The 26,605-nt window shown below is 67.9% G+C and carries 25 protein-coding genes; 16 read left to right on the top strand and 9 right to left on the bottom strand.

The features are described 5' to 3' along the window. Window positions 1-13: 13 nt before the first annotated feature. Genes LFM09_RS32450 through LFM09_RS32440 form a run of 3 tightly spaced genes read right to left on the bottom strand, consistent with a single transcriptional unit; the run spans window position 14 to window position 3,058 of the window. Window positions 14-730 (bottom strand): MaoC/PaaZ C-terminal domain-containing protein, encoded by a 717-nt coding sequence (locus LFM09_RS32450; protein WP_414100390.1) that lies wholly within the window; start codon window positions 728-730, stop codon window positions 14-16. Then, window positions 730-1,899: an acyl-CoA dehydrogenase family protein gene (locus LFM09_RS32445; RefSeq protein ID WP_414100389.1), complete on the bottom strand. Its 1,170-nt coding sequence runs from the start codon at window positions 1,897-1,899 to the stop codon at window positions 730-732. Before LFM09_RS32445 ends, LFM09_RS32450 begins: the two co-directional genes overlap by 1 nt. Before the next feature lie 13 nt (window positions 1,900-1,912). Next, window positions 1,913-3,058 carry an acyl-CoA dehydrogenase family protein gene (locus tag LFM09_RS32440; protein ID WP_414100388.1) on the bottom strand — a complete coding sequence of 382 codons (1,146 nt, stop codon included), beginning with the start codon at window positions 3,056-3,058 and terminating at the stop codon, window positions 1,913-1,915. 40 nt (window positions 3,059-3,098) lie between these two features. On the opposite strand from LFM09_RS32440, the gene LFM09_RS32435 reads away from it, so the two are divergent. The 7 genes from LFM09_RS32435 to LFM09_RS32405 all read left to right on the top strand — a co-directional run bounded on the left by LFM09_RS32435 (window position 3,099) and on the right by LFM09_RS32405 (window position 10,219). Further along, the gene (locus LFM09_RS32435; RefSeq protein WP_414100387.1) at window positions 3,099-3,698 is read left to right on the top strand and encodes a TetR family transcriptional regulator; all 600 of its coding nucleotides are present in this window, start codon (window positions 3,099-3,101) and stop codon (window positions 3,696-3,698) included. 9 nt (window positions 3,699-3,707) lie between these two features. Beyond that, the gene (gene ligD, locus LFM09_RS32430; protein WP_414100386.1) at window positions 3,708-4,718 is read left to right on the top strand and encodes a non-homologous end-joining DNA ligase; all 1,011 of its coding nucleotides are present in this window, start codon (window positions 3,708-3,710) and stop codon (window positions 4,716-4,718) included. 31 nt (window positions 4,719-4,749) lie between these two features. Next, window positions 4,750-7,332: an NACHT domain-containing protein gene (locus tag LFM09_RS32425; protein ID WP_414100385.1), complete on the top strand. Its 2,583-nt coding sequence runs from the start codon at window positions 4,750-4,752 to the stop codon at window positions 7,330-7,332. Window positions 7,333-7,362: 30 nt separating this feature from the next. Then, a complete protein-coding gene (locus LFM09_RS32420; RefSeq protein WP_414100384.1) occupies window positions 7,363-8,169 on the top strand; it encodes an aminoglycoside phosphotransferase family protein in 807 nt (268 codons plus the stop codon). Between the two features lie 55 nt (window positions 8,170-8,224). Beyond that, entirely contained in the window at window positions 8,225-8,443 is a 219-nt protein-coding gene (locus LFM09_RS32415; RefSeq protein WP_414100383.1) for a hypothetical protein, read from the top strand. A gap of 90 nt (window positions 8,444-8,533) precedes the next feature. Beyond that, complete coding sequence (locus LFM09_RS32410) at window positions 8,534-9,448, top strand: DUF1996 domain-containing protein (protein WP_414100382.1); 915 nt, start codon at window positions 8,534-8,536, stop codon at window positions 9,446-9,448. 87 nt (window positions 9,449-9,535) lie between these two features. Next, window positions 9,536-10,219 carry a DUF6319 family protein gene (locus LFM09_RS32405; RefSeq protein WP_414100381.1) on the top strand — a complete coding sequence of 228 codons (684 nt, stop codon included), beginning with the start codon at window positions 9,536-9,538 and terminating at the stop codon, window positions 10,217-10,219. A gap of 697 nt (window positions 10,220-10,916) precedes the next feature. Here LFM09_RS32405 and LFM09_RS32400 read toward each other — a convergent pair. Next, complete coding sequence (locus tag LFM09_RS32400) at window positions 10,917-11,783, bottom strand: EamA family transporter (protein ID WP_414100380.1); 867 nt, start codon at window positions 11,781-11,783, stop codon at window positions 10,917-10,919. Window positions 11,784-11,904: 121 nt separating this feature from the next. Here LFM09_RS32400 and LFM09_RS32395 point away from each other — a divergent pair, with 121 nt between their 5' ends. Further along, window positions 11,905-13,407, top strand: a complete 1,503-nt coding sequence (locus tag LFM09_RS32395; protein ID WP_414100379.1) for an alpha/beta fold hydrolase — start codon at window positions 11,905-11,907, stop codon at window positions 13,405-13,407. Window positions 13,408-13,722: 315 nt separating this feature from the next. On the opposite strand, the gene LFM09_RS32390 is transcribed toward LFM09_RS32395, so the two are convergent. Continuing rightward, window positions 13,723-14,787 carry an ATP-dependent DNA ligase gene (locus tag LFM09_RS32390; protein WP_414100378.1) on the bottom strand — a complete coding sequence of 355 codons (1,065 nt, stop codon included), beginning with the start codon at window positions 14,785-14,787 and terminating at the stop codon, window positions 13,723-13,725. A 17-nt stretch (window positions 14,788-14,804) separates the two neighbouring features. Then, window positions 14,805-15,458 (bottom strand): dihydrofolate reductase family protein, encoded by a 654-nt coding sequence (locus tag LFM09_RS32385; RefSeq protein ID WP_414100377.1) that lies wholly within the window; start codon window positions 15,456-15,458, stop codon window positions 14,805-14,807. Window positions 15,459-15,524: 66 nt separating this feature from the next. On the opposite strand from LFM09_RS32385, the gene zapE reads away from it, so the two are divergent. From zapE to LFM09_RS32370, 3 genes are all read left to right on the top strand, one after another. After that, window positions 15,525-16,529: a cell division protein ZapE gene (zapE, locus tag LFM09_RS32380; RefSeq protein ID WP_414100376.1), complete on the top strand. Its 1,005-nt coding sequence runs from the start codon at window positions 15,525-15,527 to the stop codon at window positions 16,527-16,529. Window positions 16,530-16,622: 93 nt separating this feature from the next. Then, window positions 16,623-16,868, top strand: coding sequence for a DUF3040 domain-containing protein (locus tag LFM09_RS32375; protein WP_414100375.1), 246 nt, complete (start codon window positions 16,623-16,625; stop codon window positions 16,866-16,868). A gap of 48 nt (window positions 16,869-16,916) precedes the next feature. Continuing rightward, window positions 16,917-18,512 (top strand): ABC-F family ATP-binding cassette domain-containing protein, encoded by a 1,596-nt coding sequence (locus LFM09_RS32370; RefSeq protein WP_414100374.1) that lies wholly within the window; start codon window positions 16,917-16,919, stop codon window positions 18,510-18,512. Here the strand turns inward: LFM09_RS32370 and LFM09_RS32365 are convergent. From LFM09_RS32365 to rocD, 3 genes are all read right to left on the bottom strand, one after another. Then, a complete protein-coding gene (locus LFM09_RS32365; RefSeq protein WP_414100373.1) occupies window positions 18,509-18,916 on the bottom strand; it encodes a GNAT family N-acetyltransferase in 408 nt (135 codons plus the stop codon). The genes LFM09_RS32370 and LFM09_RS32365 overlap by 4 nt on opposite strands. A gap of 758 nt (window positions 18,917-19,674) precedes the next feature. After that, complete coding sequence (locus LFM09_RS32360; RefSeq protein ID WP_414100372.1) at window positions 19,675-21,054, bottom strand: DUF2252 domain-containing protein; 1,380 nt, start codon at window positions 21,052-21,054, stop codon at window positions 19,675-19,677. A 79-nt stretch (window positions 21,055-21,133) separates the two neighbouring features. After that, a complete protein-coding gene (gene rocD / locus LFM09_RS32355; protein WP_414100371.1) occupies window positions 21,134-22,378 on the bottom strand; it encodes an ornithine--oxo-acid transaminase in 1,245 nt (414 codons plus the stop codon). 140 nt (window positions 22,379-22,518) lie between these two features. Between rocD and LFM09_RS32350 the strand changes: the two genes are divergently transcribed. From LFM09_RS32350 to LFM09_RS32330, 5 genes are all read left to right on the top strand, one after another. Beyond that, window positions 22,519-23,349, top strand: coding sequence for a PPK2 family polyphosphate kinase (locus tag LFM09_RS32350; protein WP_414100370.1), 831 nt, complete (start codon window positions 22,519-22,521; stop codon window positions 23,347-23,349). Between the two features lie 121 nt (window positions 23,350-23,470). Next, a complete protein-coding gene (locus LFM09_RS32345; RefSeq protein WP_414100369.1) occupies window positions 23,471-24,550 on the top strand; it encodes a lactonase family protein in 1,080 nt (359 codons plus the stop codon). Window positions 24,551-24,627: 77 nt separating this feature from the next. After that, window positions 24,628-25,329, top strand: a complete 702-nt coding sequence (locus tag LFM09_RS32340) for an SGNH/GDSL hydrolase family protein (protein ID WP_414100368.1) — start codon at window positions 24,628-24,630, stop codon at window positions 25,327-25,329. Window positions 25,330-25,404: 75 nt separating this feature from the next. Next, entirely contained in the window at window positions 25,405-26,172 is a 768-nt protein-coding gene (locus LFM09_RS32335; RefSeq protein WP_414100367.1) for a HipA family kinase, read from the top strand. Beyond that, a complete protein-coding gene (locus LFM09_RS32330; RefSeq protein ID WP_414100366.1) occupies window positions 26,156-26,542 on the top strand; it encodes a DUF3037 domain-containing protein in 387 nt (128 codons plus the stop codon). Before LFM09_RS32335 ends, LFM09_RS32330 begins: the two co-directional genes overlap by 17 nt. Window positions 26,543-26,605: the final 63 nt, after the last annotated feature.

The raw sequence follows: 26,605 nt of genomic DNA, 5'->3' as shown, positions 1-26,605 counted from the left end.
TCGTGCGGGTTTTTCACGGCCGTCCACTTCGGAAAACCGAACCAATCAGCACCTGCCGATCGCCCGCCCACGTGCGGAACTCGCCGGTCGGCCAGTGCTCGATCCGCAGCTCGTCGCCGGGGAACACCGGGGCGGTGAACCTCGCGTGCAGCCCGATGAAAGCCTTGCCGCGCACGGTGATTCCCAGCGTGCACAGGCCGTGCAGGATGGGTTTCGGGAAGCCTGCTCCGCGTGCGAACTCGGCGTCGTGGTGCATCGGGTTGACGTCGCCGGTCTCGCAGTAGCGCAGCGCCTGGTCGTGGGAAGTCTTGAAGATGCTGGTTTCGGGCGTCTCGTTTGGTACCTCGAAGCGGTTTGTTCCTCCACGTGAACCGCCGAATCCGCCTTCGCCCTTGATGAAGCACGACGAGCGCGTTGTCGCGTACTCCGACTCCCAGGTGCTCACGACGAGTGCGCCGGAGCCTTTGTCGAAGAGATCGGTCACGGTCTTGGTGACGACGGTCGAGCCGTGTGCCGGGAGTTTTTTGTGCAGCCACAGCGACTGTTCGGCGTGCAGGACCTGGGTCATGTCCGCGCCGGTGAGGCCGAGCTGCGGACCACCCTGTTGCAGCAACGGGATGGCGAACGCGGGGGAGTAGCCGCCGACTGCTCTTGCGTACACCTCGGCGTCGTCGGCCGACCAGGTGCGGACCTGTCGTTCGACGACGCCGAGGACGGTGTGGTCGAGCATTAGCCCAGCGTGCCTCGAACGTTCGCGTGACCCTTGAGGAGGTTGCGGGCGATCGTGCGGCGCTGGATCTCGTCGGTGCCCTCGTAGATCCGCAGCAGCCGCAGCTCGCGGTACCAGCGCTCGATCGGCAGCTCGCGGGTGTAGCCCATGCCGCCGTGGATCTGCAGGACGCGGTCGACGATCTCGTTGGCCTTGATGCCGCCGTAGAGCTTGGCGATGGACTGCGCCTGCCGCGAGTCCTGCTTCTGGTCGACGAGCCACGCGGCGTGCAGCACGAGCCAGCGCAGCGCCTCGATCTCGACCGCGGAGTCGGCGATCATCCACTGGATGGCCTGGTACTCGGCGATGGGCTGGCCGAACGTGACGCGGTTCTTGGCCTGCTCGATCGACATCTCCACCAGGCGTTCGACGCTGCCGAGCGCACGGGCGGGCAGCAGGTAGCGGCCCTGGCCGATCCACTGCATCGCGAGGTTGAAGCCCTTGCCGAGCTCGCCGAGAATGTTCTCCTCGGGCACCCGGACGTTGTCGAACACGAGTGCCGCCGGGCCCCACTGGCCCATCGTCGGGATGGGCTCGGACTTCCATCCCATGTCGCGGTCGACGAGGAAGCACGTGACGCCGCCGTCGGCGCCCTTCTCCTTGTCCGTGATGGCGAAGACCATCACGAAGTCGGCCTCGTTGCCCTGCGTGATGAACGTCTTCTCGCCGTTGATGACCCACTCGTTGCCGTCCTTGACGGCAGTCGTGCGGATGGCCTTGGCGTCGCTGCCGGCACCGGGTTCGGTGATCGCGAAGCACGACACCCGTTCGCCGGAGATCGTCGGCAGCAGGTAGCGCTGCTTCTGTTCCTCGTTGCCGTGGAACAGGATGTTGTCCGCGTAGCCGCCGAACCGGAACGGCACGAACGACCTGCCGAGCTCCGCCTCGATGAGCGCGGTCATCATCGCGCCGAGGCCCATGCCGCCGTACTCCTGCGGTGTGAGGACACCGAAGAAGCCCGCGGCCTTCGCCTTCTCCTGCAAGGCTTTGAGCTCTTCCTTGGGCAGACCCGGCTGGCCGGCGCGTTCGCGGCGCAGCACCTCCGGCTCCAGCGGGATGATCTCCTTGCGCACGAAGGTCCGCACCCAGTCGCGGATCTCCTTCTGCTCTTCGTCGAGCGTGAAGTCCATGTCTCTCGTTCCTTTACTGGAATGCGTTGATGCCGGTCAGCGCGCGACCGATGAGCAACTTCTGGATCTGGCTGGTGCCCTCGTAGAGGGTGGTGACGCGGGTGTCGCGGAGGTACTTGCCCACCGGGTACTCGTCGATGTAGCCGTAACCGCCGAAGACCTGGATGGCGTTGTTGGCGACCCGGACCGCGGCTTCGCTGGCGTAGAGCTTGGCCATGCTCGCCTCGGTGCTGAACTTTTCGTTGCGGTCGGCGAGGTCGGCGACGCGCCAGGTCAGCAGCCTGGCCGCGTCGGTTTCCACAGCCATGTCGGCCAGGAGTTCCTGCACGAGCTGGAAGCCCGCGATGGGCTTGCCGAACTGCTCGCGTTCCTTGGCGTACTTGAGTGAGGCCTCCAAGGCGCCTCTCGCTGCTCCGACGCAGCCTGCGGCCACCGACATGCGGCCCTTGTCGAGCGCCTGCATGGCCAGCTTGAAGCCTTCGTCGCTCAGCAGGGCGTCGTCCGGGACCTCGACGTCTTCGAAGGTGATCTCGGCGGTGGCCTGGCCGCGCATGCCGAGCTTGCCCTTGATCTCGGTGGCGGTGAAGCCCTTGGTGTCCGTGGGCACGAGGAAGGCCGAGATGCCTTTCGGGCCTGGTCCTCCGGTGCGGGCGAAGGTGAGTGCCACGTCCGCCCAGGTGCCGTTGGTGATGAAGACCTTGCGGCCGTTGAGCAGGTAGCCGTTGTCCGTCTTGGTGGCCTTGGTGGCGAGGCTGCCCGCGTCGCTGCCGGTGCCGGGTTCGGTGAGGGCGAAACAGCCGATCTGGGTGCCCGCGGTGAGTCCTGGCAGCCAGCGTTGTTTCTGCTCTTCGGTGCCGTGTTTCGCGATCGACTTGGCGACCAGTCCGAGCGAGACCGAGATGATGCCGCGGACTGCTGAGTCGCCTCTGGCGATCTCTTCGAGCACCAGGCAGTACGCCAGGTTGTCGCCACCCGATCCGCCGTACTTCTCGTCGATGCCGAGCCCGAGGAACCCGGTGGCGCCGAGCATGGGGACCAGCGCCTTGTCGATCGCCTCCTCGCGATCCCAGCGCAGGGCGTGGGGGACGATCCGCTCCTCCGTGAAGCGGTGCGCCAGCTCCCTGAGCTGCCGGTGTTCGTCCGAAAGCGTCAGATCCACGGGTCCTCCCGATTAACCGAACAGTGTTAGGTTAACCCACATGCCCCGGCCGAGCACCCCTCTGCTGAGCCCCGATCGCATCCGGTCGGTGGCTCTGGACATCATCGACCGGGACGGCCTGGACGGCCTGTCCATGCGCAAGCTGGCGGCTTCGCTGGGCGTGCAGGCCGCATCCTTGTACGGGCACGTCCGCACGAAGGACCAGCTCCTGAACGACATCGCGTCGTCGATCCTGGCGTCCGTCGACGTCTCGGGTTTCTCCGTCGACTGGCGTGAAGGACTGCTCCGGTGCGCGCGCTCATATCGTGCGGCTTTGTCCTCACACCCGAACATCGTGCCTTTTCTGGCTTACGGCCCGGCCGGTCGTGACGAGTCTCTGCAACGGCTCGACCTGCTGCACGGCGCCCTGGTCGACGCTGGCTGGTCACGCCGCGAGGCCACGATGATCGCCGCCGGCCTCATGTACATCGTGTTCGGTTCGGCGCTGTCGTCGTTCTCCTCGGGCTTCTCCGCCGATCCCGCCGACTACTCCGGCCGGTATCCGCACCTGGACCGCGCCCACTTGCTGCCTGGGGTTGCCCGCGAGCTGGACCGCGACAGCTTCGAGTTGGCGCTCGCGGCGTTCGTCCGGGGCCTTTAGTGTTCTGGCGTGGCTGCTGCGAAGTCGAAGGCGATCGAGCTCCAAGTCGGTGACCAGCTCGTGCGGGTGTCCAACCCGGACAAGCCGTACTTCCCCGCGCGGGGCATCACCAAGGGGCAGGTGGTCGAGTACTACCGCACCGTCGCGCCCGTGTTGCTGTCCGTGCTGCGCGACCGGCCCGTGGTCTTGAAGCGGTACGTCGACGGTGTGGAGGGCGAGGCGTTCTACCAGAAGCGTGTGCCCAAGGGCGCGCCTTCGTTTGTGGAGACCGTGCAGGTTCGCTTTCCGTCCGGCCGCCCTGCCGACGAGATCTGCCCGACCTCCGAGGCCGTGATCGTGTGGGCCGCGAACCTCGGCACCTTCGACTTCCACCCGTGGCCGGTGCGTCGTTCCGACGTCGATCATCCGGACGAGCTGCGCATCGACCTGGACCCGCAGCCCGGGACGGATTTCGGTGATGCCGCTCGTGTCGCTGGAGTGTTGCGCGAGGTGCTGGCTGACGCCGGGCTGACCGGGTACCCGAAGACGTCCGGTGGCCGCGGAATCCACGTCGCCGTGCGGATTCGGGCCGAGTGGGACTTCATCGACGTGCGCCACGCCGTGATCGCTCTGGCTCGTGAGGTGGAGAAGCGGGCACCAACGCTCGCCACTTCGGCCTGGTGGAAGGAAGAACGCGGTGAGCGGGTCTTCATCGACTTCAACCAGGCCGCCCGTGACCGCACGATCGCTTCCGCGTGGTCGGTGCGGGGAACTCCCCGGGCCACCGTGTCGACGCCGGTCACCTGGGACGAGCTGTCCACTGTGGACCCTGATGACTTCGACGTGCTGACCGTGCCTCAGTTCCTGGAGGAGCGGGGCGACCTGCACGCTTCGCTGGACTCCGAGGCGTTCGGGATCGAGACGTTGCTGGAGTGGTACGCGGCGGATCCCCGTGGGGAGATGCCGTATCCGCCGGACTACCCGAAGATGCCGGGCGAGCCGATGCGGGTGCAGCCGTCCCGCGCCCGCAAGCAGGAGTAACGCCGGTCCGTTTGGTGCCGATCTTTTCGGCATGGTCGCAATCTCGTCCGTTGCCGCGGAGATCGCCGAGGCGGCGATCAAGCGCATGCCCGTCATGGGTGTCCCGCTGTCCGCGCTCGCCCGGCAGCGGGCAGAGGCCTACCTGCGCGGACCCAGTTGCAGCGGCCTGGTCGAGCTGCTCTGCAACTACCGCCACTCGCGGTTGAAGGTGCCCAGGAACGAGGGCGACGAGACACGTCTCCGCTCCGCGTTCCAGCACGAGTTCACCGGTGCGACGAAGCTCGCGAACGACGAGTCGCGCAGGTTGGCTCACCTGTTGTGGGAGGAAATCGAGGTGCTCGTAGTCGCCAGCACCGGCCGGATCGACCCGAGCGACAAGATCGTGATCAGGGTCTGCGGGCCCGAGCGGCCTCTCTCCGAACGCCTCGGCCTCGCGCTCAACCCCAAGCGCAGGGACTCGGCACTCGATGTGGCCGCGTCGATCCGGGAAGCGACGGCCGCGGCCGGGGAACGGATGGTGATGCCGCACGCCAAAGCGGACTACCGGTTCGCGATGTCGCAGATCTACGTGCCTCGCAAGGTGAGGCGTAAGAACCGACCTCCGATCGACGAGAACGCGGTGACCGCGCGCAGGTTCGTCGTCGTGGGTAATCCCGGCGCCGGCAAGAGCACGTTCATCCGCAACCTGATCCGCCGGGTGGCCCGTGACGACAGCGGTCTGGTGCCGATGCTCGTGATGTTCAAGCAGCACCAGTCGTTGACCGAGGATTTCGTCACGATCATCGCGCGAGAGCTCCGGCCGCTCGTGCAACGCGAGGTGCCTCGGCAGCAGGTGGCCGATCTGTTCGAGGTCGGGCGTGGGCTGGCGGTGTTCGACGGTCTCGACGAGGTCGGCGACGTGAACTCCCGCCGAGCCGCGGTCACCGCCATCGAGGCGTTCGCCGCGCGGTTTCCGTTGGCGCGCATCGTGGTCACGTGCCGGGAAGAGAGTTACCTGATCGCGAAGCTGGACGACGCGGCGTTCCCCGTCTTCTGGCTGCCCGACTTCGACGACGACCAGGTGGCCGAGTACATCCGGACCTGGTTCGAGCTGGTGCCGCATCACCTCGTCACCTCGGAGGAACGGGCGGCGGCGTTCCTGCGCGACAGCACCCATGTGCACGACCTCAGGTCGAACCCGTTGATGCTGTCGTTGCTCTGCATGCTTTACCAGCGCGAGGGTTATATCCCGGAGAACAGCGCGGACGTCTACCGCGAGTGCGCCGAGCTGATGCTGGTTCGCTGGGACTCGGTGTCGCACGTGCCCTCGACGACCCGGTCTTCGGTGCGGCTGGCGAAGCTTCTCGTGCAGGAGTTGGCCCAGCACTTTTTCTTCGCGCTGGACGGCCAGGGAGCGGAACAGGAATCTGCGTTGAAACGGCTCGTCGTTGCGCATCTGATGGAGCACGAGGAGGAGGACTCGCGCACGTATCACCAGCAGGCGCAGGACTTTCTCGACTACTGCGCCGAGCGCGCCTGGGTGCTCACGCAGGTCGACACCTCGCCTGACGGTGAGCGGATGTTCGGCTTCACCCACCGGACGTTCATGGAGTACTACACGGCCAACCACGTCTTACGCACGTGTGCGACCGCTGAGGAGCTCGTCTCCTGCCTGCTGCCGATGATCACGACGGCCAAGAGCCATGTTTTGCCCCGCGTTGCCTTGCAGCTGCGTGACGTCTTCCGCGCTGACGGCGGTGACGAGTGCGTGCAGGCGTTCCTTGAAGCGTCCGACGCCGAGTCGCTGCGGGTGCGGGTGGTGATCCTGCTCTTCTGCGTGTCGTACTTCGAGCACTACCCGCTGCGCACTGCCACCGCTGAGGCGCTGGTGGAGCGCGTCTTGGACGCACTTGGCGCCACCGGCAACATGGACCTGGCGGTGTCGATGGGAGGTATGCGCGGCAGGAAACTCGACAGGGTCACAGCCGTGATGGGCGACGTGATCAAGCGAACGTCGGCGGAACGCAAGCGGCACACGGACATCAGGCTCGGTGCCGGTCTGCTCTCTGGCGACCCCGCCCTGACGTATGAGGTCGTGCTGGGCAGAGTGCGGCACCTTGACGTTGATCCGGAGCCCTTCGTCCAGCACCACGGTGCAGGAGATCTGCTGTACGCCGAGCTTTCCAACGGGGAACTGGTGGCGGGCCCGCTCGTCCACGCCATCAGTGTGGTGACCGGCTCCTGGTCTCACCGCCTCGGCCGCGCTCTGGAGTTGCTGGCACCGGTGCTGCCCAACCTCGTGCCGATCCCTGCTTCGGTGCTCCCGGACATCATCGCCGCGCTCGGCAAGCCGGGGGTGAGCAATCTGTCGACCACGTTCGGGATGGGCAATCAAGGGTTCTGCGACCTGGTCGCAGTGGTCACGGCGGCAGCGGTGGAGGCAGGGCACCACTGGCCGGTGGCGGCGGAGTTGGTCGCGCTGTCCGGTGTGCCCTTCACCGGCGAATCGCTTTCGGAGGTCGGTGCGGCGCTGTCGAGGTACTGCCAACTGGCGGACCTGACTGACCGGCCGTTGCTGGCCTGCCTGGTGCGGTGGGCGGCCGGGGAGATGTCGTTCGTCGACTACACCCGGTAATTCGGTTGAGCGGTGGGTGAAGATCGCGGCATGGAACCTGACGGTGAACTGTTGCGTGATCGCCTCGGTCTGCGTGGTGACGTCACGCGGTTCTCGGAAGGCTCGCTGCCCGTGTTCGCCATCGGCGACGACCTCGTGCTGAAGCTGTGGCCGCCGGAGCACCACGACGAGGTGCCGACCGAGGTCGCGGTCATGGAGGCGTTGCACGGCAGGCTGCCCGTGCCGACCCCACGGCTGCACGCCACGGGTCTGCTCGATGACTGGGCGTACGTGCTGATGTCGCGATTGCACGGTGAGGAACCTTCCGTGCGAGATGTCGCGATCAGCGGGCAGGTCGGGGAGATGCTGGCCGCGCTGCACTCGGTCGAGCCGCCTGTCGTGTTGGGGCCGCAGGACTGGGATGCGTTCGTGGCTCGGCAACGCCAGGGATGCGTTGAGCAGCAACGGAAGCACAAGCTGGCCGAGCACTGGTTGGAGCAGATCCCGGAGTTCCTCGACAGCGTGGACCTTCAGGCGTCTTCTGGGGTGTTGTTGCACACCGAGGTCATGTCCGGGCACCTGGTGCAGCAGAACGGGAAGTTGTCCGGGCTGTTCGACTTCGAGCCGGCGATGCGCGGGGCGTTCGAGTACGAGTTCGTCGGCGCGGGCGTCTTCGTGACCAAGGGCGACCCGAAGTGTTGGAAGGCGCTGGTGGAGGCGTACGGGCGGACGCCTGACCCTCGGCGCGTGATGGCGTACACGTTGTTGCACGTGTACAGCAACATGACGTGGTTCATGGAGGGCATGCCCAAGGCGGACACGCTGGACGAACTCGCCATCCGGTGGTTCGGAGTGTGAGCCAACCGGCTGTATCGGAGGCTGATCTACTCGCCGACCTCGTACTATGGGAGGAATGCGAGAGGAGGTCGCCTTGTCCCAGCCCTATGTGGTGCGGTACGTCGGCGGTCCTCTCGACGGCCGGGTCGACTCGCTGCCGTGCGTGCCGGAGGACCCGAAGCAGACGGTGACGTACGTGCACCTGCACGGCGGTCCGAAGATCGTGCACGTCTACGACCTGTCGTACGCGGTCGAGTACGGATGCGAGTACCGGCTGCGCGCCGAGGAAGCCTGAGCAACCCTCACGTGGACACGCACTGGCAATGGGGTTTACCGTACCTGTCATGAGAGCGCTCTCACACACCGAGGTGCGAGAGGAGTTTCCATGCACGTGCGGATTCGAGGGGCGATCGGCATCGCGGCGGTGGCGGTGTCGCTCGTGGCGGCCGGCCTTGTCATAGATCAGCCGGGCGTGTCCCATGCGGGGCACAGTCACGTCTACAGCGCTGAGCAGGCGCAGGCGATGGTGGAGCAGCAGGCGATTCCGGGCTCCGAGTTCCGGGTGACGTGTGCGGCCAGTCATCGCAGGCAGGACGACCCGATCGTGTTCCAGAACCAGTCGGGTGTGTCGCACATGCACGAGTTCTTCGGCAACCGGACGACGGACGCGCGGTCGACTTTGACGTCGCTGCGGGCCGGTTCGACCAACTGCAATCCCGTGTCGGACAAGTCGGCGTACTGGGTGCCGACGCTGTACAAGAACGGGCAGGCCGTCGCGCCGGACAGCGTGACGATCTACTACCAGGGCATTCACGACCGGCAGAGGGCGGTCGCGCACCCGCAGGGGCTGCGGTACGTCGTCGGCAACTCGAAGGCGACGTCTCCGGACCAGAACCCGGCGGCGCGGTGGTCGTGCACCACGCAGTCGCCGTCGGACCGCAACTTCCTGAACTGCCCGCCGGGCACCAAGGTCGAGACGTATCTGGACTTCCCGACCTGTTGGAACGGCCGGGACCTCGACTCGGCGAACCACCGGGACCACATGGCGTTCGCGGTGGGTCTCGTCTGCCCGGCCTCGCACCCGGTCGTGGTGCCGCGGCTGGAGTTCCTGATCACCTATCCGGTGAACGGCACCGGGCTGTCACTGGGAGGCACGATCAACGGGGCGAACGTGACGAGCGCGCCCGGCTACACGTTCCACGGCGACTTCATGAACGCGTGGGAGCCCGCCGAGCTGGAACGTCGCGTGCGGAACTGCATCAACGCGGGCTACATCTGCGGGACCGACGGAAACCCGTAGTGATCTTGTCGTCGACCCGGTGCTCAGAATTGTCAGGGGTGTAGGGCATGCTGGGGCACAGGTGTTCGAACGGCGGGAGGCAGCGCGATGGCGAAGAAGAGCGGGCTGTCGGCGGAGGACGTCGACAGCCTGCGCTCGCAGCTGGACGGAGGTACCCAGCCGCTGGTGTGGTTCACGGCGGCCGCGGTGGGCATGGAGGCGGGGAAGTCGGCGAAGCTGCTGGCGTTCACCGATCCTCCCGAGGGCGATTTCATCCAGGTTCGCCCCACGGGGTCGAAGGACGAGATGACGTTCTCCCCGGCCGAGCTGACGCTGGAGAAACCGCCGCCGCGCAAGAAGCCGGCGGCCCCTCCTCCTGCGCCGCCCGAGCCGCCGCGCGAGACTGAGATCCTCTACCCCTACGTTCCGGAGGCGCCGGTGAAGCCCGCGGCCCCCAAGCCGAAACCCGCGGCTCCCGCCGAACCTGTGGTGGCGAAGCCCGCACGCAAGCCGTCGGCCAAGAACGCCGTGCCCGAGGTCACCGTGACACTGGTGTCCGCCGGCGAGGGCGAGTGGACCGTCGAGGTGCTGCAGGGCACGCGCAAGACCGTCCGCCCGACCCCGGTGTCGCCGGCGGCGGTCGCACAGGCCGCGAAACTGCTCACGCCCGAGGTCGCCGAGATCGTCGAGGGCGTCCTGAACGCGGCGCGTGCACAGCAGCTCGCCCGCGTGGAGCAACTGCGCGCCGAACTGGAGGCTGCTCAGAAGGCTTTGGACGACCTGGGCGCGTAGCGAGATCACGCGCTGCGACGCCTCGGTGGTTGTGCCGACGCGTTCGGGTGAGGGGGCTTCCCAGGGCTGGTGCCGGGGCGGACCGTGGGGTGCGCGGATGTCCCGCGCAGGTCCGGCTTGTGGAGGACGGGGAGGCCCTGATGGGTACGTGTGGGTGCTGTTCCGGGTGCACGGGGCCCGGCTGCGGCTGCTGTTCGAGCTGCTGACATCGAATTCGGGCAGGGAGCTTCCCCGCGCTTCACGGGCGGGGGAGGCTCCCTGCGTCGCGTCTGCCCGCGTTGTCGGACTCCTGAGCACGTTGGGCTCCACCGATCTGGTGACCTGAGCGTGGTTGCTTTTGGCGTCTGCGAGTACCGCCAACTCATGATCGAATCGCCTGTAACCACACCCAACCAGCTGGCGTTCGTCGACGAGTTGGGGTGTGGCTACAGGTCAGTTGATGTTGGGTTGGTGGTACTTGCAGACACCACAGCGGACTGCGCCGGAAAGCGCTTGCGAATCAGACGGTCTGCGGATCATGACGACCCGAAAGACCGATGCCGCCCAACCGGCCGGGCGTCCTGCGCCGCACACCCCTGGCAACGCCGAACCCGTGTGGTCCCAACGCATTCTGGAGCCCACCCTCGGGATCTCCCGCGCCGCCACGTTGGCGATCTACCGTCTCGGACAGGCCTGCCCGGCAGCCGGTGGTCCGAGACTAGACGTCCGGCCGAGCCGACCGGGTCGCGCCGACGGAAGCGATGACCACGCAACAAACAGCGACCCACTGCGCCGGCTTGAGGTGCTCGCCCAGCACCACCAGACCGGCCAGCGCGGCGACCGCTGGTTCCAGCGACATCAGGATTCCGAACACGCGCGGCGGCATCCGGCGCAGCGCCTCCAGCTCCAGCGAGTACGGGATCACCGACGACATCAACGCCACCGCGAACCCCGCCGCCAGCACGATCGGGTCGAACATCGCCGCGCCCGCCGACGTCACGCCGAACGGCAGCGCGATCAGCGAGCCCACGACCATCGCGAGCGCGAGGCCCTTGCCGTCGGCGGTCTTGCTGCCGAGTTTCGCCGCCAGCAGGATGTACGCCGCCCAGCACGCTGCCGCGGCCAGAGCGAACAGCACGCCCGTCCACATCAGACCGCCCTGAGCGCGGGTCAGCAGCAGCACTCCGGCACCGGCGAGCAGCACCCACACGCCGTCGAGCCAGCGCCGTGAACCTGCCACGGCCACCGCCAGCGGGCCGAGGAACTCGATCGTCACCGCCGCGCCGAGCGGGATGCGTTCGAACGCGTGGTAGATGCACAGGTTCATCGCCGCGAGCACCGTGCCGTAGCTGACAACGACCACGAACGTGCGGCGGTCCATCCGCAACGACGGGCGCCAGATCGCGAGCAGCACCAGCGCGGCGAAGACCAGGCGCAGCGTCACCGTGCCGGCCGCGCCCGCGACCGTGAACAGCTGCTTCGCGACGGCCGCGCCGACCTGGAGGCTCACGATGCCCAGCAGCACGAGCGCCGGCGGCGGGATCGCGCCCATGAGGCGGGCGGGGACCCGATCAGCGTGAGCCATGGTTCCAGTGTCGTCGCTTGACTCACCTTGTTCTCACCTGGGGCGTGCGAGGCTCATCGCACCCGGATCGTGAACGAGAGTGAGGACATCTGTGCGTCGCGCTGCCTTGGCCCTACTGGCAGTGAGCGTGCTGACGGCGTGCAGCGCGGGACCTTCGACCCGGCCGGTGATCGCGGTCAAGGGCGAGGAGAACCAGCCCGTCGACCAGAGCGCGCTCGCGGGGCCGCAGCCCGTGCCGCCGCTCGGCGAGTACCGGACGGACTCGCTGGGCTGGTCGCCGTGCAACGAACAGATGAAAGACCGCCTCGGCACCGACGTTCCACAAGGCGACCAGAAGTACGAGTGCGCGCGCATGACCGTCGTGCTCGACCCGCCAGGACGCCCCGGCCGCGGCACGCTCGGGGTCGCGTTGATGCGCGTCGGCACGGGCAAGAGCGCGCTGGTCGTCGTCAACGACCCCGGCGGCGAACCCGGCACGATGAAGGCCGCCCGGCTCGCCGCGACGTTGCCGAAAGAGCTGCTCAGCACGTACACGATCATCGGCATGGACCGCCGCGGCACCGGCCGCTCGGACGGCATGGCGTGCGTGCCGGCCGGAACCCGCGCGCAGCTCGTCGAGTACGACCCCGCCGAGACCGAGCAGTCGAACCTCGTCGTCGCCGCAGGTGAGGCATCGCAGGAGTGCGTGCTCGACCTCGAAGGCAGGCTGACCGCGTTCGACTCGTGGCGCGCCGCCGCCGACCTCGAACGCCTCCGCGACTACATCGGCACCGAGCGCCTCAACGCCATCGGCATCGGCGAGGGCTCGCGCGTCCTCACCACCTACGCCCAGCGCTTCCCGACCCGCATCGGCCGCATGGTCATGGACGGCGCCCCGGACCCGACGCTCGACCAGGTCGGCGTCCTGGAGTCACGGGCCATCGCCGCCGAGGCGACGCTCGACGCGTTCGCCCGCGACTGCAAGACCCGCGGCTGCGCGCTGGCGAACCCGCGCGAGGACGTCCGGGCCCTGCTGAACCAGCTGCGCACCAACCGGATCCGCGGCGAGTACGTCGACCTGACGCCCGGCTCCGCCCTGAACGCGATCGTGGCAGGCCTGGCCGAACGCTCCCGCTGGCCCGCGCTGGCCGACGCGATCGTGAAGGCCCGCGCCGGCGACGGCAGCGGCCTGTTCACCCTCCTCGACCCGATGGTCAACGACCTCGACGAGAACCCGCCACGCTTCGACTCCGGCCTGGTCATCGGCTGCAACGACACCGCGACCCGCATCCCGCCGGACCGCGTGAAGGCCCTCACCGCCGACTGGGCCAGCAAGCACCAGATGTTCGGCGCGCTGTTCGCCCGCCAACTGCTGCACTGCAACCCCTTCCCGCCGCCCAAGGCCGAGAAGGTCGACCAGCTCAAGAGCGCGCCGCCGATCGTGCTGCTCAGCACGGCCAACGACGTCGCCACCCCCGCCTCCGGCACCGAACACGCGGCGCAGCGCCTGCCGGGTTCGGCGCTGATCGGCTGGCAGGGCAGCGGGCACGGCGCGTTGGGGTTGTCGAGCTGTGCGACGACGGCGGTCCGCGAGTACCTGATCGACGCGAAGGTGCCGTCGAACGGCACGGTCTGCCCGCCCTGACCCGCCTGATAACGAAAACCACGGCGCCTGCTGGGTTCCCCGTGGGCGCAGCGTGCCGAGCTCCATCTGCTGGGCCTGCGCCCCGTCGCGCAACAACGGCAGCGCCTTCTCGTCGGACGAGGTCGCGTACTCGGTGAGCTCGCGGGAGCCGCACCGCGTCAGCGCGCAGGTCGGCCAATGCAGTGAGGTGATCGGCCGGCGCGGAGGAGCGGTCTGCCCGCCTCGACTCGCCCTGATAGCGACGCACCACACACACGGCGCCTGCCGGGTTCCCCCAATTTCGATTCTAGTGGCGGGGTCTGACAGCGAGCTCGGTCAGCGCGCCTTCAGCTCGCCCTTCAGCACCGACGCCACGTCGTAGCGCGCCGGGATCTCCAGCTGGTCGTAGCGGCACGACAACGGCTCGCGGTCCGGCCGCCACCGCGCGAACTGCCCGTTGTGCCGCAGCCGCACGGGCTGTTCGCCCTCGGTCTGGGTGTAGTGGATCTCCAGCACCCGCTCCGGCCGCAGCGCCACGTACTCCGCCTGCTTGCCGCGCCACCGGTTGATCTCGCCCGGAATCCGTTGCCCCGGCACAGGATTCGCCCACGGATGCGAGTCGGACTGGGTGATCAACGGCGCGAGCTCGGCGGCCAGCGAGCGGCGTTCAGCGGCCTTGAACGAGCCGCAGACCCCGATGTGGTGCAACAGGTCGTTGGAGTCGTAGACACCGAGCAACAACGAACCGACCGCGGTGCCGGGCTCGGTGTCCTTGTGCCAACGCAGGCCCGCCAGCACGACGTCGGCCGTGCGCGCGTGCTTGACCTTGATCATCGAACGCTTGCCCGGCGTGTACGGGCCGTCCGACGGCTTGCCCATCACGCCGTCCAGCCCGGCGCCCTCGAACAGCGTGAACCACTGACGCGCGGTCTCGACCGAAGTCGTCGCGGGCGTGATGTTCAACCCCGGTAGCTCCAGCAACCGCGAACGCCGCTCCACCGTCGGCGACTCCAGCAGCACGTCGGAACCCAGCGCCAGCAGGTCGAACGCGACGAACGTGGCCGGCGTCGACTCGGACAGCATCGTCACGCGCGACGCGGCAGGGTGGATGCGTTCGGACAGCGCGTCGAAGTCCAGCTCGTCGTTCTTCGCCACCACCAGCTCGCCGTCGACCACCGCCTTCGCAGGCAGCACCTCCAGCATCGAGGCGACGACCTCGGGGAAGTAGCGGTTGAGCGGCTTGCCGCTGCGGGACTGCAGGAAGACCTCGTCGCCCGAGCGGAACACCACGCAGCGGAAGCCGTCCCACTTCGGCTCGAACAGCAGGTCCGACGAGTCGGGGATGCCGTCCACAGCGGTGGCGAGCATGGGCTGCAACGGTGGCGTCAGCGGTAGGTCCACGCGTGCATCCTGCCCCTTCAGCTGGAATTTCGCCGCTGATACCGCAGCAACAGCACGTCGTCCGCGCGCAGCACGGACGCCAGCGTCAGATCCACGGGCGGGATCACCGCACCGTGCGCGATCCGCGACGAGTCCCCCACCGCCAGCAACGGCGACACCGTCAGGTTCAGCGCGTCCACCAGCCCTGAAGCGACCATCGTCCCGAACAACCGCGGCCCGCCCTCGAGGTTGATCCGGTGCAGCCCCCGCGCCGCGAGCTCGGCCACCGCCACCTTCAGATCGACCTCGGTGTCACCGGCGATGATCACGTCGGCGGGCAACGGCGGAAGCTGAGCAGACGCACAGGTGATCACGATCGGCGGCACCGAGGTGTCGGTGAACAGCGGCAGGTCCGCGGTCAAAGTTCCGCGCGCAGTCACCACGGCGATCGGCAACGGCTTGGCACGTCGCGCGCCGCGGTAGCCCTCGATCAACACGGTCCCCGCGCCCACCAGCACGACGTCGGAGAGCTCGCGGCCGAGCAGGTAGATCTGCTTGTCGGCGGGCGAGCCCAGGCCGGCCGAGCGGCCCTCGACCGACACCGCACCGTCCACGCTGGACACGAAGTTCGCGGTCACCCACGTGCGGTCCGGCGGATACGCGTAGAGCGACTCCAGGGCTGTGTCGGTCATCTCAACGCCCGGTGAGGGCCACAACATCTGCACGAACCCATCCCATCACGCCGATAGGCTGCGGGCATGCGCTTGTCCGACCGGGATCCCCAAGTCGGGGCCGACGAGTTGATCGAGAACCTGGTGCCGCCGCCGAGGTTCGACACCGTCAGCTTCGACAGCTACATCCCCAACCCGGACGAGCCCAGTCAGGCGGCCGCGGTCGAGGCCGGGCGCCTGTTCGCCGCCCGCGTGAGCGTGAAACGCAGCAAGAAGTGGTCGCTGTTCGGCTCCCGAACGGAAGACGAGGGCAAGCTCGGCCTCTACCTCGACGGCGGCTTCGGCGTCGGCAAGACCCACCTGCTCGCGTCGCTGTGGCACGCGGTGCCGGGTCCCAAGGCGTACGGCACGTTCGTCGAGCTCACGAACCTCGTCGGCGTCCTGACGTTCCCCGAGGCCGTGAAGCGTCTGTCAGGCCACAAGCTGCTAGCCATCGACGAGTTCGAGCTCGACGACCCCGGCGACACCATGCTCGTCACGCGCCTGATCAAGGAACTGATCGCGGCCGGCGTGTTCGTCGCCGCCACCTCGAACACGCTGCCGGACAAGCTCGGCGAAGGCCGGTTCGCCGCTGCCGACTTCCTGCGCGAGATCCAGTCGATGTCCTCGAAGTTCGACGTCGTGCGCGTCGACGGCCCGGACTACCGCCACCGCGGCCTGCCCGACGCCCCCTCACCGATGTCAGACGGTGAACTGGTTGTTAGAGCCTCTAACACCGAAGGCTCGACCATCGACGACTTCGACGACCTGTGCAAAGCGCTCGCCCGCATCCACCCGTCGAAGTACGGCCGCCTCGTCGACGGCGTGACCGCGGTGCACCTCAAGGACGTGAAGTCAGCACCGGATCAGTCGGTGGCGCTGAGGCTCGTGGCGTTCGGAGATCGGCTCTACGACCGCGACATCCCGGTCGCGGTGTCGGGGCAGCCGCTGTCGGAGTTGTTCACCGAGGAGATGCTGCGCGGCGGCTACCGCAAGAAGTACCTGCGCGCGGTTTCCCGATTGGTCGCGCTGAGCCGTGCAACACATGACTGATTGAACGATGCTTAGTTTGACTCCGGCGGCGTTCGAGTATCCACTGGGTGATGAGCGGGAATGATGACGTCCCGACGTCTTCCGGAGGCACCGATGCTGAGTGAAGCCGAACGCCGCTCGCTCGAGGAGATCGAGCAGCGGTTGCTGGCGGACGAACCGAGACTCGCCCGCACGATGAACCGCCAGGTGCGGCCCTGGCTGTTTTACGCCCTCCTGCTCGTCTTCGGCGGCCTCACGGTGTTGCTGACGGTGATCGGCGCGGTCGGCCCCGCCTTCGAGTGCCTGCTGGTCACGGCCGGCGTGCTGGTGCTGCGCAGGTTCCCGCTCAAGCTCCGCTAGCCGGAAACTCGCTGGCGTTCATGACCGGCGACCCACGACCATCGCCCAGTGGGTTATCTGGAAGCGAACGGGCTGGCGTACGCCCTGCCGGACGGCAGGGAGCTGTTCCGCGACGTCTCGTTCAAGGTGAGCGGCGGGACCGTGGTCGCGCTCGTCGGCGCGAACGGTGTCGGCAAGACGACGCTGCAACGGATCCTGTCCGGTGAGCTCACCCCCAAGCAGGGCAGCGTCCACGTGCAGGGCGGGCTCGCGGTGATGCCGCAGTTCATCGGCTCGGTGCGGGACGACAGCCTCGTCAGGGACCTGCTGCTCTCGGTCGCGCCCGAAGCGCTGCGCACTGCGACGAAGGAGCTCGACGAAGCCGAGCTCGCGCTGATGGAGACCGACGACGAAGCCGCCCAGATGCGGTACGCCAACGCCCTCACCGGCTACGGCGAGGCCCACGGGTACGACATCGAGGTCCTCTGGGACACCGTCACCGTCGCCGCGCTCGGCCTGCCGTACGACCGCGCGAGGTTCCGCGAGGTCCGCACCCTGTCCGGCGGCGAACAGAAACGCCTCGTGCTGGAAACCCTGCTCAGGGGCCACGAACAGGTCTTGCTGCTCGACGAGCCGGACAACTACCTCGACGTCCCCGGCAAGCGCTGGCTCGAAGAGCGGCTGAAGACCACCGACAAGGCCGTGTTCGTCGTCAGCCACGACCGCGAGCTGCTCGCCAACGCCGCCACGCACGTCGTCACGGTCGAGGCGCACTCCGCGTGGACGCACGCCGGCTCGTTCGGCACGTGGCACGCCGCGCGCCACAAGCGCATCGAGAAGCTCAAAGAGGATCACCGCCGCTGGAACGAGGAGCACGAGCGCCTCAAGGAACTCGTGCGAACGCTCCAGCAGCAGGCGAAGTACTACGAGTCGATGGCGCCGAAGTACCGCGTCATGTGTGCGCGCCTGGAACGGTTCGAGGAAGCCGGCCCGCCGCCGGAGATCCCGCAGGACGAGAAGGTCAACCCGCGGCTCAAGGGCGGCCGCACCGGTGTTCGTGCGATCACGTGCGAGCAGCTGGAGCTGACCGGGCTCATGAAGCCGTTCTCGCAGGAGATCTTCTTCGGCGACCGGGTCGCGGTGCTGGGGTCGAACGGCTCCGGCAAGAGCCACTTCCTCCGGCTGCTGGGCGGCGACGACGTCAACACCACCGGCGCGTGGAAGCTCGGCGCGCGCGTGGTGCCGGGGCTGTTCGCGCAGACGCACGAGCACCCGGAGTGGATCGGCCGCACGCTCGTGGACATCCTGTGGCACGGCGACGATCAACGCAGAGGCAAGGACCGCGGTGCCGCCATGTCCGTGCTCAAGCGCTACGGGCTCGACAAGGCAGGTGACCAGCGGTTCGAGAACCTCTCCGGCGGGCAGCAGGCGCGGTTCCAGATCCTGCTGCTGGAGCTGTCCGGGGCCACGCTGCTGCTGCTCGACGAGCCGACGGACAACCTCGACCTCGCGTCGGCGGAGGCGTTGCAGGACGCGTTGAACGACTTCGAGGGCACGGTCGTGGCGGTCACGCACGACCGGTGGTTCGCCAAGTCGTTCGACCGGTTCCTGCACTTCCGGGCGGACGGCAGGGTGTCCGAAGTGGACGAACCAGTCTGGACCTAGTCGAGGTCCCAGCTGACGAAGGCGCCGTCGTCGATCGACCCGCCCGCCTTCTTGTAGGTGGCCTGCGCCGCCGCGTCACCCGCGGCGGTGCCGGTCCACATCGCGTAGCAACCCCGTTCGGCCGCAAGGGCTTTCAACGCCTCGACCAGAGCGGTGCCGATGCCGCGGCGCAGGAACGCGTCGTCCACGCCCAGCTCGTAGAGGAACATCTCGGTGCCCTTGTCCGGGTGGGTCGTCTCCACTCCGGACACGAACCCGGCGGGCTGGTCGCCGACGTAGGCGATCAACAGGTGGCTGTGGTCCTGGGCGAGGAACCGCGCGGTCGCCTCCGGCACGGGAGGCGCGTCGAACAGGTGCCCGGCGGCGAACACGTCGTCGGGGGAGGCGGCGCGGCGGATCTTCATAACGCCAGGCTATGCAATTTTTCTGTTCACCTGCGTCGGGTACTACCGCTGGCGTGTCGGTTGACGCCTGCTGCGAACGCCTCGGGCCCGGGATCTGGGCCGAGCCGCTCAACGCGCTGACGAACCTCGCGTTCCTGATCGCCGCGCTCCCGAGCAAGCCGCGCCAACCCTGAAAGCACTCCCGATCCTGCCGCCGGCAGCAGGCCTCGCGAGCCTGGGCTTCCCGCACTCGCGACGCAGCTGACCAGGCCCGTGGAAGCGCGTTCATCGCGGTCTTCGTCCGGTACCACGCGGCGGTGTCCGCCCACTGCCGCCGGCAGATCCGCCGGCTGCTGGCGTGGATCGCGGCACGGTGCTCGTCGTAGTCGCGCGGGCTTGCTCGCGCGCGGCTTCCGGAATNGCCCGTGGAAGCGCGTTCATCGCGGTCTTCGTCCGGTACCACGCGGCGGTGTCCGCCCACTGCCGCCGGCAGATCCGCCGGCTGCTGGCGTGGATCGCGGCACGGTGCTCGTCGTAGTCGCGCGGGCTTGCTCGCGCGCGGCTTCCGGAATTGTCAGACCTGCCTGAGACGATTGGAGTGGGGACCCGATCCCCCCAGGGGGCCTGCCAGTCGGAATCGATTCCGCGCACGGTGGAGCGTGGGTGCGGTCGCTCGTCCTCAGCACGCTCGATGGCGCGCTCGCGGTAATCGACCCGTCGACGCCGCTTCCACATGGCACTCGCTCGGCGCCATGACGGTGCTCCTGTCTCCGAAGCGATCATTCGACGAGCGCGGGCAGCTTCCCGTTCTTGACCAGGTCGACCAGGGAGGCGTGGTCGGCCTCGGTCTGGTCGGCGTAGTCGAACGCGTACTTCGCGAACGCCTCGTCCAGCGCCTCGCCGTCGCCGTTCTGGAAGTACCCGGCCAGCAGCCGCGGGTCCAAGGACCGCGTGTGCGCGCGGGCCAGCAGAGCGCCGGCGAACCGGCCGTAGTCGTCGAGGTCGTCGCGCTTCAACGTGGTCGCGTCGATCTCGCCCTTGCGGTTGCGGAACTGCCGCACGATGAACGGCCGGCCCTCGATCGTCGTCCAGCCCAGCAGGATGTCGCTCTCGGCCTGCACGAGCCGCGCGCCGTGCACGATCCGCTTGCCCTCGTGCTTGGCGGCCTCGACGTCCAGGAACGGCTGCAGCGCCGACGGCCGGGCTTCCTTGGCCTGCAGCACGAGAGCCTCGGAGCCGTTGCCGTGCAACAGGATCAGGTAGTTGCGCAGGCCGACGCTGCCGGTGCCGACGACGCGGAACGCCACGTCCGACACGCCGTAGCGCATGATCAGGTTCGTCCGCGACTCGCGCAGGGTGTCCACGTAGGACGGCAGCGCGGCGATCACGGCCGCCTCGGTCTCCGGGGTGACGTCCGTGAACGTCGGCGGGTTCGTGATGAACCGCCACTTCTCGCCGTCGTGCGCGGTCCACTTCGCGGCGAACCGGGCGCTGGTGTTCTTGCGCGACTTCTCCGCGGCCTTGGAGAAGTCGTTGATCAGGTCGTCGGCCTTGACCTTCGACAGCGTCGACTCGTCGCCCAGCGCGGTCCACGAGTCCATGAACGGGATCTCCGCGAGGTGCCGGATCGTGCCGCGGTACGCCCGCACGGCGTCCTCGGCGGCGTCGCGGCAGCCCTTGTCGGACACGCCGCCGACCCGGCCCGCGAGCACCAGCGAGGCGACGAGCCGCTTGAGGTCCCACTCCCACGGGCCGGGCAGTGTCTCGTCGAAGTCGTTGATGTCCATGACGATCTGGCCCTCGGGCGTGCCGTAGAGGCCGAAGTTCGCTGCGTGTGCATCACCGCACAACTGAGCGTGCACGCCGGTCGCCGGTGCGGAGGCCAGGTCGCCCGCCTGAAGCCCGGCTGCACCGCGGAAGAACGCGAACGGGTTGGCGAGCATCCGCCCCACCCGCAACGGGATCAGGTGCTCCAGCCGCCCGTCGTTGCTGGCGTTCATGAACTCCAGCACGGAAGGGCGGCGAGCAGCGAGCGACGCGGACCGGTGCGCCTTGAAGTCCACAGAGGACCGCAGCGCCCGGCCCTGCGCGTAGATCTCCTCGGGCTCGGTCCACCTGCCCAGCGCGACAGCGGCCTCAGTACGCACCCGTTCACCCATACGGGTAACTATGCCTGCGGCGGACGAGCCACGTGGCCCGTCCGCCGCATTTGTGACCTACCAACGGAACAAAATCACCCTAAACGGGACGAACGACCTCAGCGATCGCCTGCACGCCCAGGTCGATCTCGTCACGGGTGATGACCAGCGGGGGAGCGACGCGCAGCGTGGTCGCCTGCGTCTCCTTGCACAGCACCCCGCGCGCGGCCAAGGCCTCGGACGCGGAACGCCCGACCGGACCGCCCGGCGCGATCTCGACACCGGCCCACAGCCCGCGCCCGCGCACCTCAGCGACCCCGGAACCGATCAATGAGCCCAGTGACGAGTGCAGGTACGCGCCCAGCTCGCGCGAACGCTCCTGGAACTCGCCGGTCTCCAGCAGTCGCACGACCGCGCGACCGACCGCGCAGGCGAGCGGGTTGCCGCCGAACGTCGACCCGTGCTCGCCGGGCTTCAGCACACCCAGCACGGCCTTCGACCCGACCACGGCGGACACCGGCATGATGCCGCCGCCCAGCGCCTTGCCCAGCGTGTAGAGGTCGGCGCGGATGCCCTCGTGGTCGAGCGCGAACAGCTCTCCGGTGCGCCCGAGCCCCGACTGGATCTCGTCGGCGATGAACAGGACGTTGTGCTCGTCGCACAGGCGGCGGATGCCGGCCAGGTACCCGGCGGGCGGCACGACGACGCCGGCCTCGCCCTGGATCGGCTCGATCAGCACGGCGGCCGTGCGCGGGGAGATCGCGGACTCGATCTCGTCGAGGTTGCCGTACTTCACGACCTTGAAGCCGGGCGTGAACGGCCCGAAGTCGTTGCGCGCCGTCTCGTCGGTCGAGAACGACACGATCGTCGTGGTGCGGCCGTGGAAGTTCGACCCGGCCACGATGATCTCGGCGGTGCCCTCCGGCACACCCTTGACCTGGTACGCCCACTTGCGCGCGACCTTGATCGCGGACTCCACGGCCTCCGCGCCGGAGTTCATCGCGAGCACCATCTCGGTGCCGGTCAACGACGCGAGCTCACGGCAGAACAGGCCGAACTGGTCGTGGTGGAACGCGCGGCTGGTCAGCGTCACGCGGCCGAGCTGCTCGACGGCGGCGGCCACCAGGGCGGGGTGGCGGTGGCCGAAGTTCAGCGACGAGTAGCCGGACAGGAAGTCCAGGTAGCGGCGGCCTTCGACGTCGGTGACCCACGCTCCCTCGCCGTGCGAGATGACCACCGGCAGCGGGTGGTAGTTGTGGGTGCTCCATTCTTCGTCGAGGGCGACGTAGTCAGCGCTAGCCAAATCAGTGGTTCCCGCGGTGTGGTGGTCAGCGATGGCGGTCATCCTCCAAGGCTAGGGGGCTGAACAAGCGATTTCATCCGCGATGCGTTGCAACGAGCCGTCAAACGTTGCGTAGATTCACTGGACAGTGGGTGATCTTTGCGCAACGGGCGGATACAACGGTTCATCGCTACGCTCCGGTGATGGCGAAGAAGTCGGTTCGTGAAGCCCTCCGCCTCGATGAGGTGGATCTCTCCACCCTCGACCCGGCCGGCCGTCCGATCGGTCCCAAGAACAAGAAGGAGGCGGCCGAGGACCTCACCGCCACCGGGGCCGAGCTGGACGAACTGCAGGAAGCGCTCTACGCGGAGAACTCTCGCGCGGTGCTGCTCGTGCTGCAAGGCATGGACACCTCGGGCAAGGGCGGTGTGGTCAGGCACGTCGTCGGCCTGGTGAACCCGCAGGGTGTGCGGATCGCGTCGTTCAAGAAGCCGACTCCCGCCGAACGCCGTCAGCACTTCCTGTGGCGGATCAAGAAGGTCCTGCCCGACAAGGGGCGCATCGGCGCGTTCGACCGCTCCCACTACGAGGACGTCCTCGTGCCTCGCGTGGAACGACTGCTGACCGCCGCGGAGATCCGCAAGCGCTACAAGGAGATCAACGCGTTCGAGCAGGAGCTCGCGGACGGCGGCATCACGGTGGTCAAGTGCTACCTGCACATCTCGCCGGAGGTGCAGAAGGAACGACTGCTTGCCCGCTTGGACGACCCGCGCAAGCACTGGAAGTACAACCCCGCGGACATCGACGTGCGTTCGAAGTGGTCGATGTACCAGGAGGCGTACACGGCGGCGTTGCGGGCCTGTTCCGACACGCCCTGGTACGCCGTTCCCGCTGATCGCAAGTGGTATCGCAACTGGGCGGTGAGCCGGCTGCTGCTGGAGACCATGCGCGAGATGGACCCGAAGTTCCCGCCGCCGGCCTACGACATCGAGGCCGAGAAGGCCCGGCTGATCTCCCAGGACCCGTTGCGCTAGACGCAATCTTGATTGCGCCTATTGCCTTGGCCTGATGGTCTAGGCCACTGTGGGCTGCGCCGCCGCTGAGTATCCCGGAGGTGCGGACGTGGGTGTGGACCGGCGACGTTTTCTCGGAGCCATGGGTGTGGGAGCGGGACTGCTGATGACCGGAGGAACCGCTGAGGCGGCACCTGCGACGCGGAGAGTGTTCTTCGGGGCTTACACGACGTGGAGCGGTGGCGCGCAGGGCATCGGCATCGGTACCTACGACACGGCTTCCGGCCAGCTGAAGTCGACCGGCGTGATCAAGGGCGTGGTCAACCCGTCCTTCGTCATCGAGTCGCGCGACGGCCGGTTCCTCTACGCCGTCAACGAGACCAGCAAGGGTGAGGTCACCGCGATCAACGCGGGCTCTCGCAAGGTGATCAACAAGCAGCCGACCGGCGGCGCGGACCCGTGCCACCTGACGCTCGACCCGTCGGGGAAGTTCCTGATCACCGCGGACTACTCGTCGGGCTCGCTGAGCGTGTTCCCGGTCAAGGCCGACGGCAGCCTCGGCGCGCGCACGCAGAAGGTGCAGCACAAGGGTTCCGGGCCGGACAAGGAACGTCAGGAAGGTCCGCACGCGCACCACATCGTGTTCGACCCGGCCGGCAAGCACGCGCTGGCGGTCGACCTCGGCGCGGACTCGGTGTTCGTCTACTCGTTCGTCGACGGCCAGCTCAAGCTCGTCTCGACGGCGAAGCTGAAGCCGGGCGCCGGACCGCGTCACATCGCGTTCCACCCCGGCGGCAAGGTCGCGTACGTCGCGAACGAGCTGGACTCGACGATCGTGGCCTGCGGCTACGCGGACGGGAAGCTCACCCCGGGTCAGGTGCTCAAGACCGCGCCGGCCGGTGGCGCGCGGAACTACCCGGCCGAGGTGGTGGTGTCCGGCGACGGCAAGCACGTCTACCTGTCGAACCGCGGGCACGACAGCGTGGCGCACTTCGCGGTCAACGGCTCGGAGCTGGCGCTGGTCGGGCACACCTCGGTCGGCGGCAAGTACCCGCGGCACGTCACGCTCGACCCGTCCGGGTCGTTCCTCTTCGCCGCCAACCAGAACTCGAACAACGTGACGTCGTTCGCGGTGGACAGGGCGACCGGCAAGCTGACTCCGTCCGGAACGCCGCTGCAGACCGCCATCCCGGTCTGCGTGCTGCCCACACGACTGGGTTAATGCCCTTCTAGTCGATCGTCCACAGTGGTACTCCGAGCCCTATGGGACTTGTGGCTGGAGTACTGGTTGTAGCTCTGATGGCGCCCGCACCGGTCGCGGGGGAGTACGTCGCACTCGGCGACTCCTACGCTTCCGGTGCGGGCGCTGGTTCCTATTTGGACGGCTCCTGTCGTCGAAGTTCGAACTCGTACCCGGCGTTGCACGGCAAGGGCTTCCCGTCGTTCAAGTTCGTGGCGTGCTCCGGGGCGACGACCAAGTCGTTGAAGTCGCAGTTCAAGGCGCTGACTCCGGCGACCTCGCTGGTCACGATCACCGTCGGCGGCAACGACCTCGGGTTCGTGGACGTGATGACCACCTGCACGCTCAACGGTGACAAGTCGTGCGAGAAGCGGGTCGGGAAGGCCAGGGACTTCGCCCGCGACCAGCTGCCCGGTCGGCTCGACGCCACCTACGCCGCGATCAAGACCGCCGCACCGAGCGCCCAGCTGGTCGTGCTCGGCTATCCGCGGCTGTTCACGCCGGACGACGGGTGCCGCACCCTGTCCGTGAGGAAGAGGCAGGCGCTCAACGACGCTGCCGACGAGCTGTCCGGGGTGATCGCTGCGGCGGCTTCTCGTGCGGGTGCGCGGTACGTCGACGTGAGGGAAGCGTTTGCGGACCACGGCGTCTGCGCGGACGAGCCGTGGATCAACGCGCTGGTCAGTCCGACCGACGACTCCTATCACCCCAACAAGGCCGGTCAAGCCGCGTACTTCGCTGCGTTGTCGCCGAGCAGCTGATGTCCCGTATCCGATATATCGGCTGGGGCGGAATTCGGCTCGGCTACCGGGCAGCCTTCGTGTGATCATGCGGGCGTGAAATCGTTGAGGGAGGTCACGGCCACCCGGTACGTGACGCCGTTCCGCGAGGGCGGCTCCATGCCGGGCCTGGTCGAGGCCGACGACCTGGGTATGTACGTGGTGAAGTTCCGCGGCGCCGGGCAGGGTGTGAAGGTGCTCGTCGCCGAGATCGTCGTCGGTGAGCTGGCGCGGCGGCTGGGCTTCCGGATACCCGAGATCGTGCTGGTGCACCTCGACCCCGAGCTGGCGCGTGCGGAACCCGACCAGGAGGTCCAGGAGCTGCTGCGGGCCAGTGGCGGCCTCAACCTCGGGCTCGACTACCTGCCGGGAAGCTTCGACTTCAACCCGATCGTGCGCGACCCCGGCACCGAGCTCGCGACGAAGCTGCTGTGGTTCGACGCGCTGGTGCTCAACGTCGACCGCAGCTGGCGCAACCCGAACATGCTGCTGTGGCACCGCGAACCGTGGCTGATCGACCACGGCGCCGCGCTGTACTTCCACTACTCCTGGAGCGAGGACCGTCCCGCCACCAAGGAGTACCGGTGGGACGCGTCGGACCACGCGATGCTGCCGGAAGCAGGCCCGGTGTCCGAAGTGGACGCGGAGATGGCCGCGAAGATCACGCCCGAGCTGCTCGACGAGGTGCTCGCGCTCGTCCCGGACGAGTGGCTGGAGGGTGATCCGGCCGAACTTCGGCAGCGCTACAAGGACTTCTTCACCTACCGCCTCGCCAATCGCGGCTGGGTCGACTCGCTGGAGGCCGCGCGTGCCGCACGTGTTTGAGTACGCGCTGCTGCGGGCGGTCCCGCGGCAGGAGCGTGGTGAGTTCATGAACGTCGGCGTGATCGTCTACTGCCGCGATCTGGATTTCCTGTGCGCGAAGACCTATGTGGACGGTGACCGGCTCAGGGCCCTCGACCCGCAACTCGACGTCGAGATGCTGGAAACCAGCCTCAAGCACCTCACGAACTCGTGCGACGGCACGCCCGATGCCGGTCCGGTCAGCCAGACAACGGTTGGGCAACGGTTCCGCTGGCTGACGGCACCCCGCAGCACGATCGTGCAGACCTCACCTGCGCATACGGGATTCACAGAAGACCCGTCGGCCGAGGTCACGAGGCTTTTCGAAGCGTTGGTGCTGCCACCCCGGTAGGTTCGTCGCAACCTGAACGGGCGCATTGCGTCCCTAGTTGCAAAGCGAATCTAAAGCGATCGG

The organism is Lentzea alba (genome assembly GCF_047445655.1).
In the GTDB taxonomy this organism is placed as follows: domain Bacteria; phylum Actinomycetota; class Actinomycetes; order Mycobacteriales; family Pseudonocardiaceae; genus Lentzea; species Lentzea alba_A.
This window is presented reverse-complemented; position numbering and strand designations above follow the sequence as displayed.

Coding starts and splice junctions, on each gene's coding strand:
- LFM09_RS32450 (WP_414100390.1), bottom strand. CDS start 730: ATGCTCGACCACACCGTCCTCGGCGTCGTCGAACGACAGGTCCGCACC.
- LFM09_RS32400 (WP_414100380.1), bottom strand. CDS start 11,783: ATGGCTCACGCTGATCGGGTCCCCGCCCGCCTCATGGGCGCGATCCCG.
- LFM09_RS32405 (WP_414100381.1), top strand. CDS start 9,536: ATGGCGAAGAAGAGCGGGCTGTCGGCGGAGGACGTCGACAGCCTGCGC.
- LFM09_RS32410 (WP_414100382.1), top strand. CDS start 8,534: ATGCACGTGCGGATTCGAGGGGCGATCGGCATCGCGGCGGTGGCGGTG.
- LFM09_RS32375 (WP_414100375.1), top strand. CDS start 16,623: ATGCTGAGTGAAGCCGAACGCCGCTCGCTCGAGGAGATCGAGCAGCGG.
- LFM09_RS32435 (WP_414100387.1), top strand. CDS start 3,099: ATGCCCCGGCCGAGCACCCCTCTGCTGAGCCCCGATCGCATCCGGTCG.
- LFM09_RS32340 (WP_414100368.1), top strand. CDS start 24,628: ATGGCGCCCGCACCGGTCGCGGGGGAGTACGTCGCACTCGGCGACTCC.
- LFM09_RS32385 (WP_414100377.1), bottom strand. CDS start 15,458: ATGACCGACACAGCCCTGGAGTCGCTCTACGCGTATCCGCCGGACCGC.
- LFM09_RS32445 (WP_414100389.1), bottom strand. CDS start 1,899: ATGGACTTCACGCTCGACGAAGAGCAGAAGGAGATCCGCGACTGGGTG.
- LFM09_RS32350 (WP_414100370.1), top strand. CDS start 22,519: ATGGCGAAGAAGTCGGTTCGTGAAGCCCTCCGCCTCGATGAGGTGGAT.
- LFM09_RS32365 (WP_414100373.1), bottom strand. CDS start 18,916: ATGAAGATCCGCCGCGCCGCCTCCCCCGACGACGTGTTCGCCGCCGGG.
- LFM09_RS32420 (WP_414100384.1), top strand. CDS start 7,363: ATGGAACCTGACGGTGAACTGTTGCGTGATCGCCTCGGTCTGCGTGGT.
- zapE (WP_414100376.1), top strand. CDS start 15,525: ATGCGCTTGTCCGACCGGGATCCCCAAGTCGGGGCCGACGAGTTGATC.
- rocD (WP_414100371.1), bottom strand. CDS start 22,378: ATGACCGCCATCGCTGACCACCACACCGCGGGAACCACTGATTTGGCT.
- LFM09_RS32345 (WP_414100369.1), top strand. CDS start 23,471: ATGGGTGTGGGAGCGGGACTGCTGATGACCGGAGGAACCGCTGAGGCG.
- LFM09_RS32425 (WP_414100385.1), top strand. CDS start 4,750: ATGGTCGCAATCTCGTCCGTTGCCGCGGAGATCGCCGAGGCGGCGATC.
- LFM09_RS32360 (WP_414100372.1), bottom strand. CDS start 21,054: ATGGGTGAACGGGTGCGTACTGAGGCCGCTGTCGCGCTGGGCAGGTGG.
- LFM09_RS32415 (WP_414100383.1), top strand. CDS start 8,225: ATGCGAGAGGAGGTCGCCTTGTCCCAGCCCTATGTGGTGCGGTACGTC.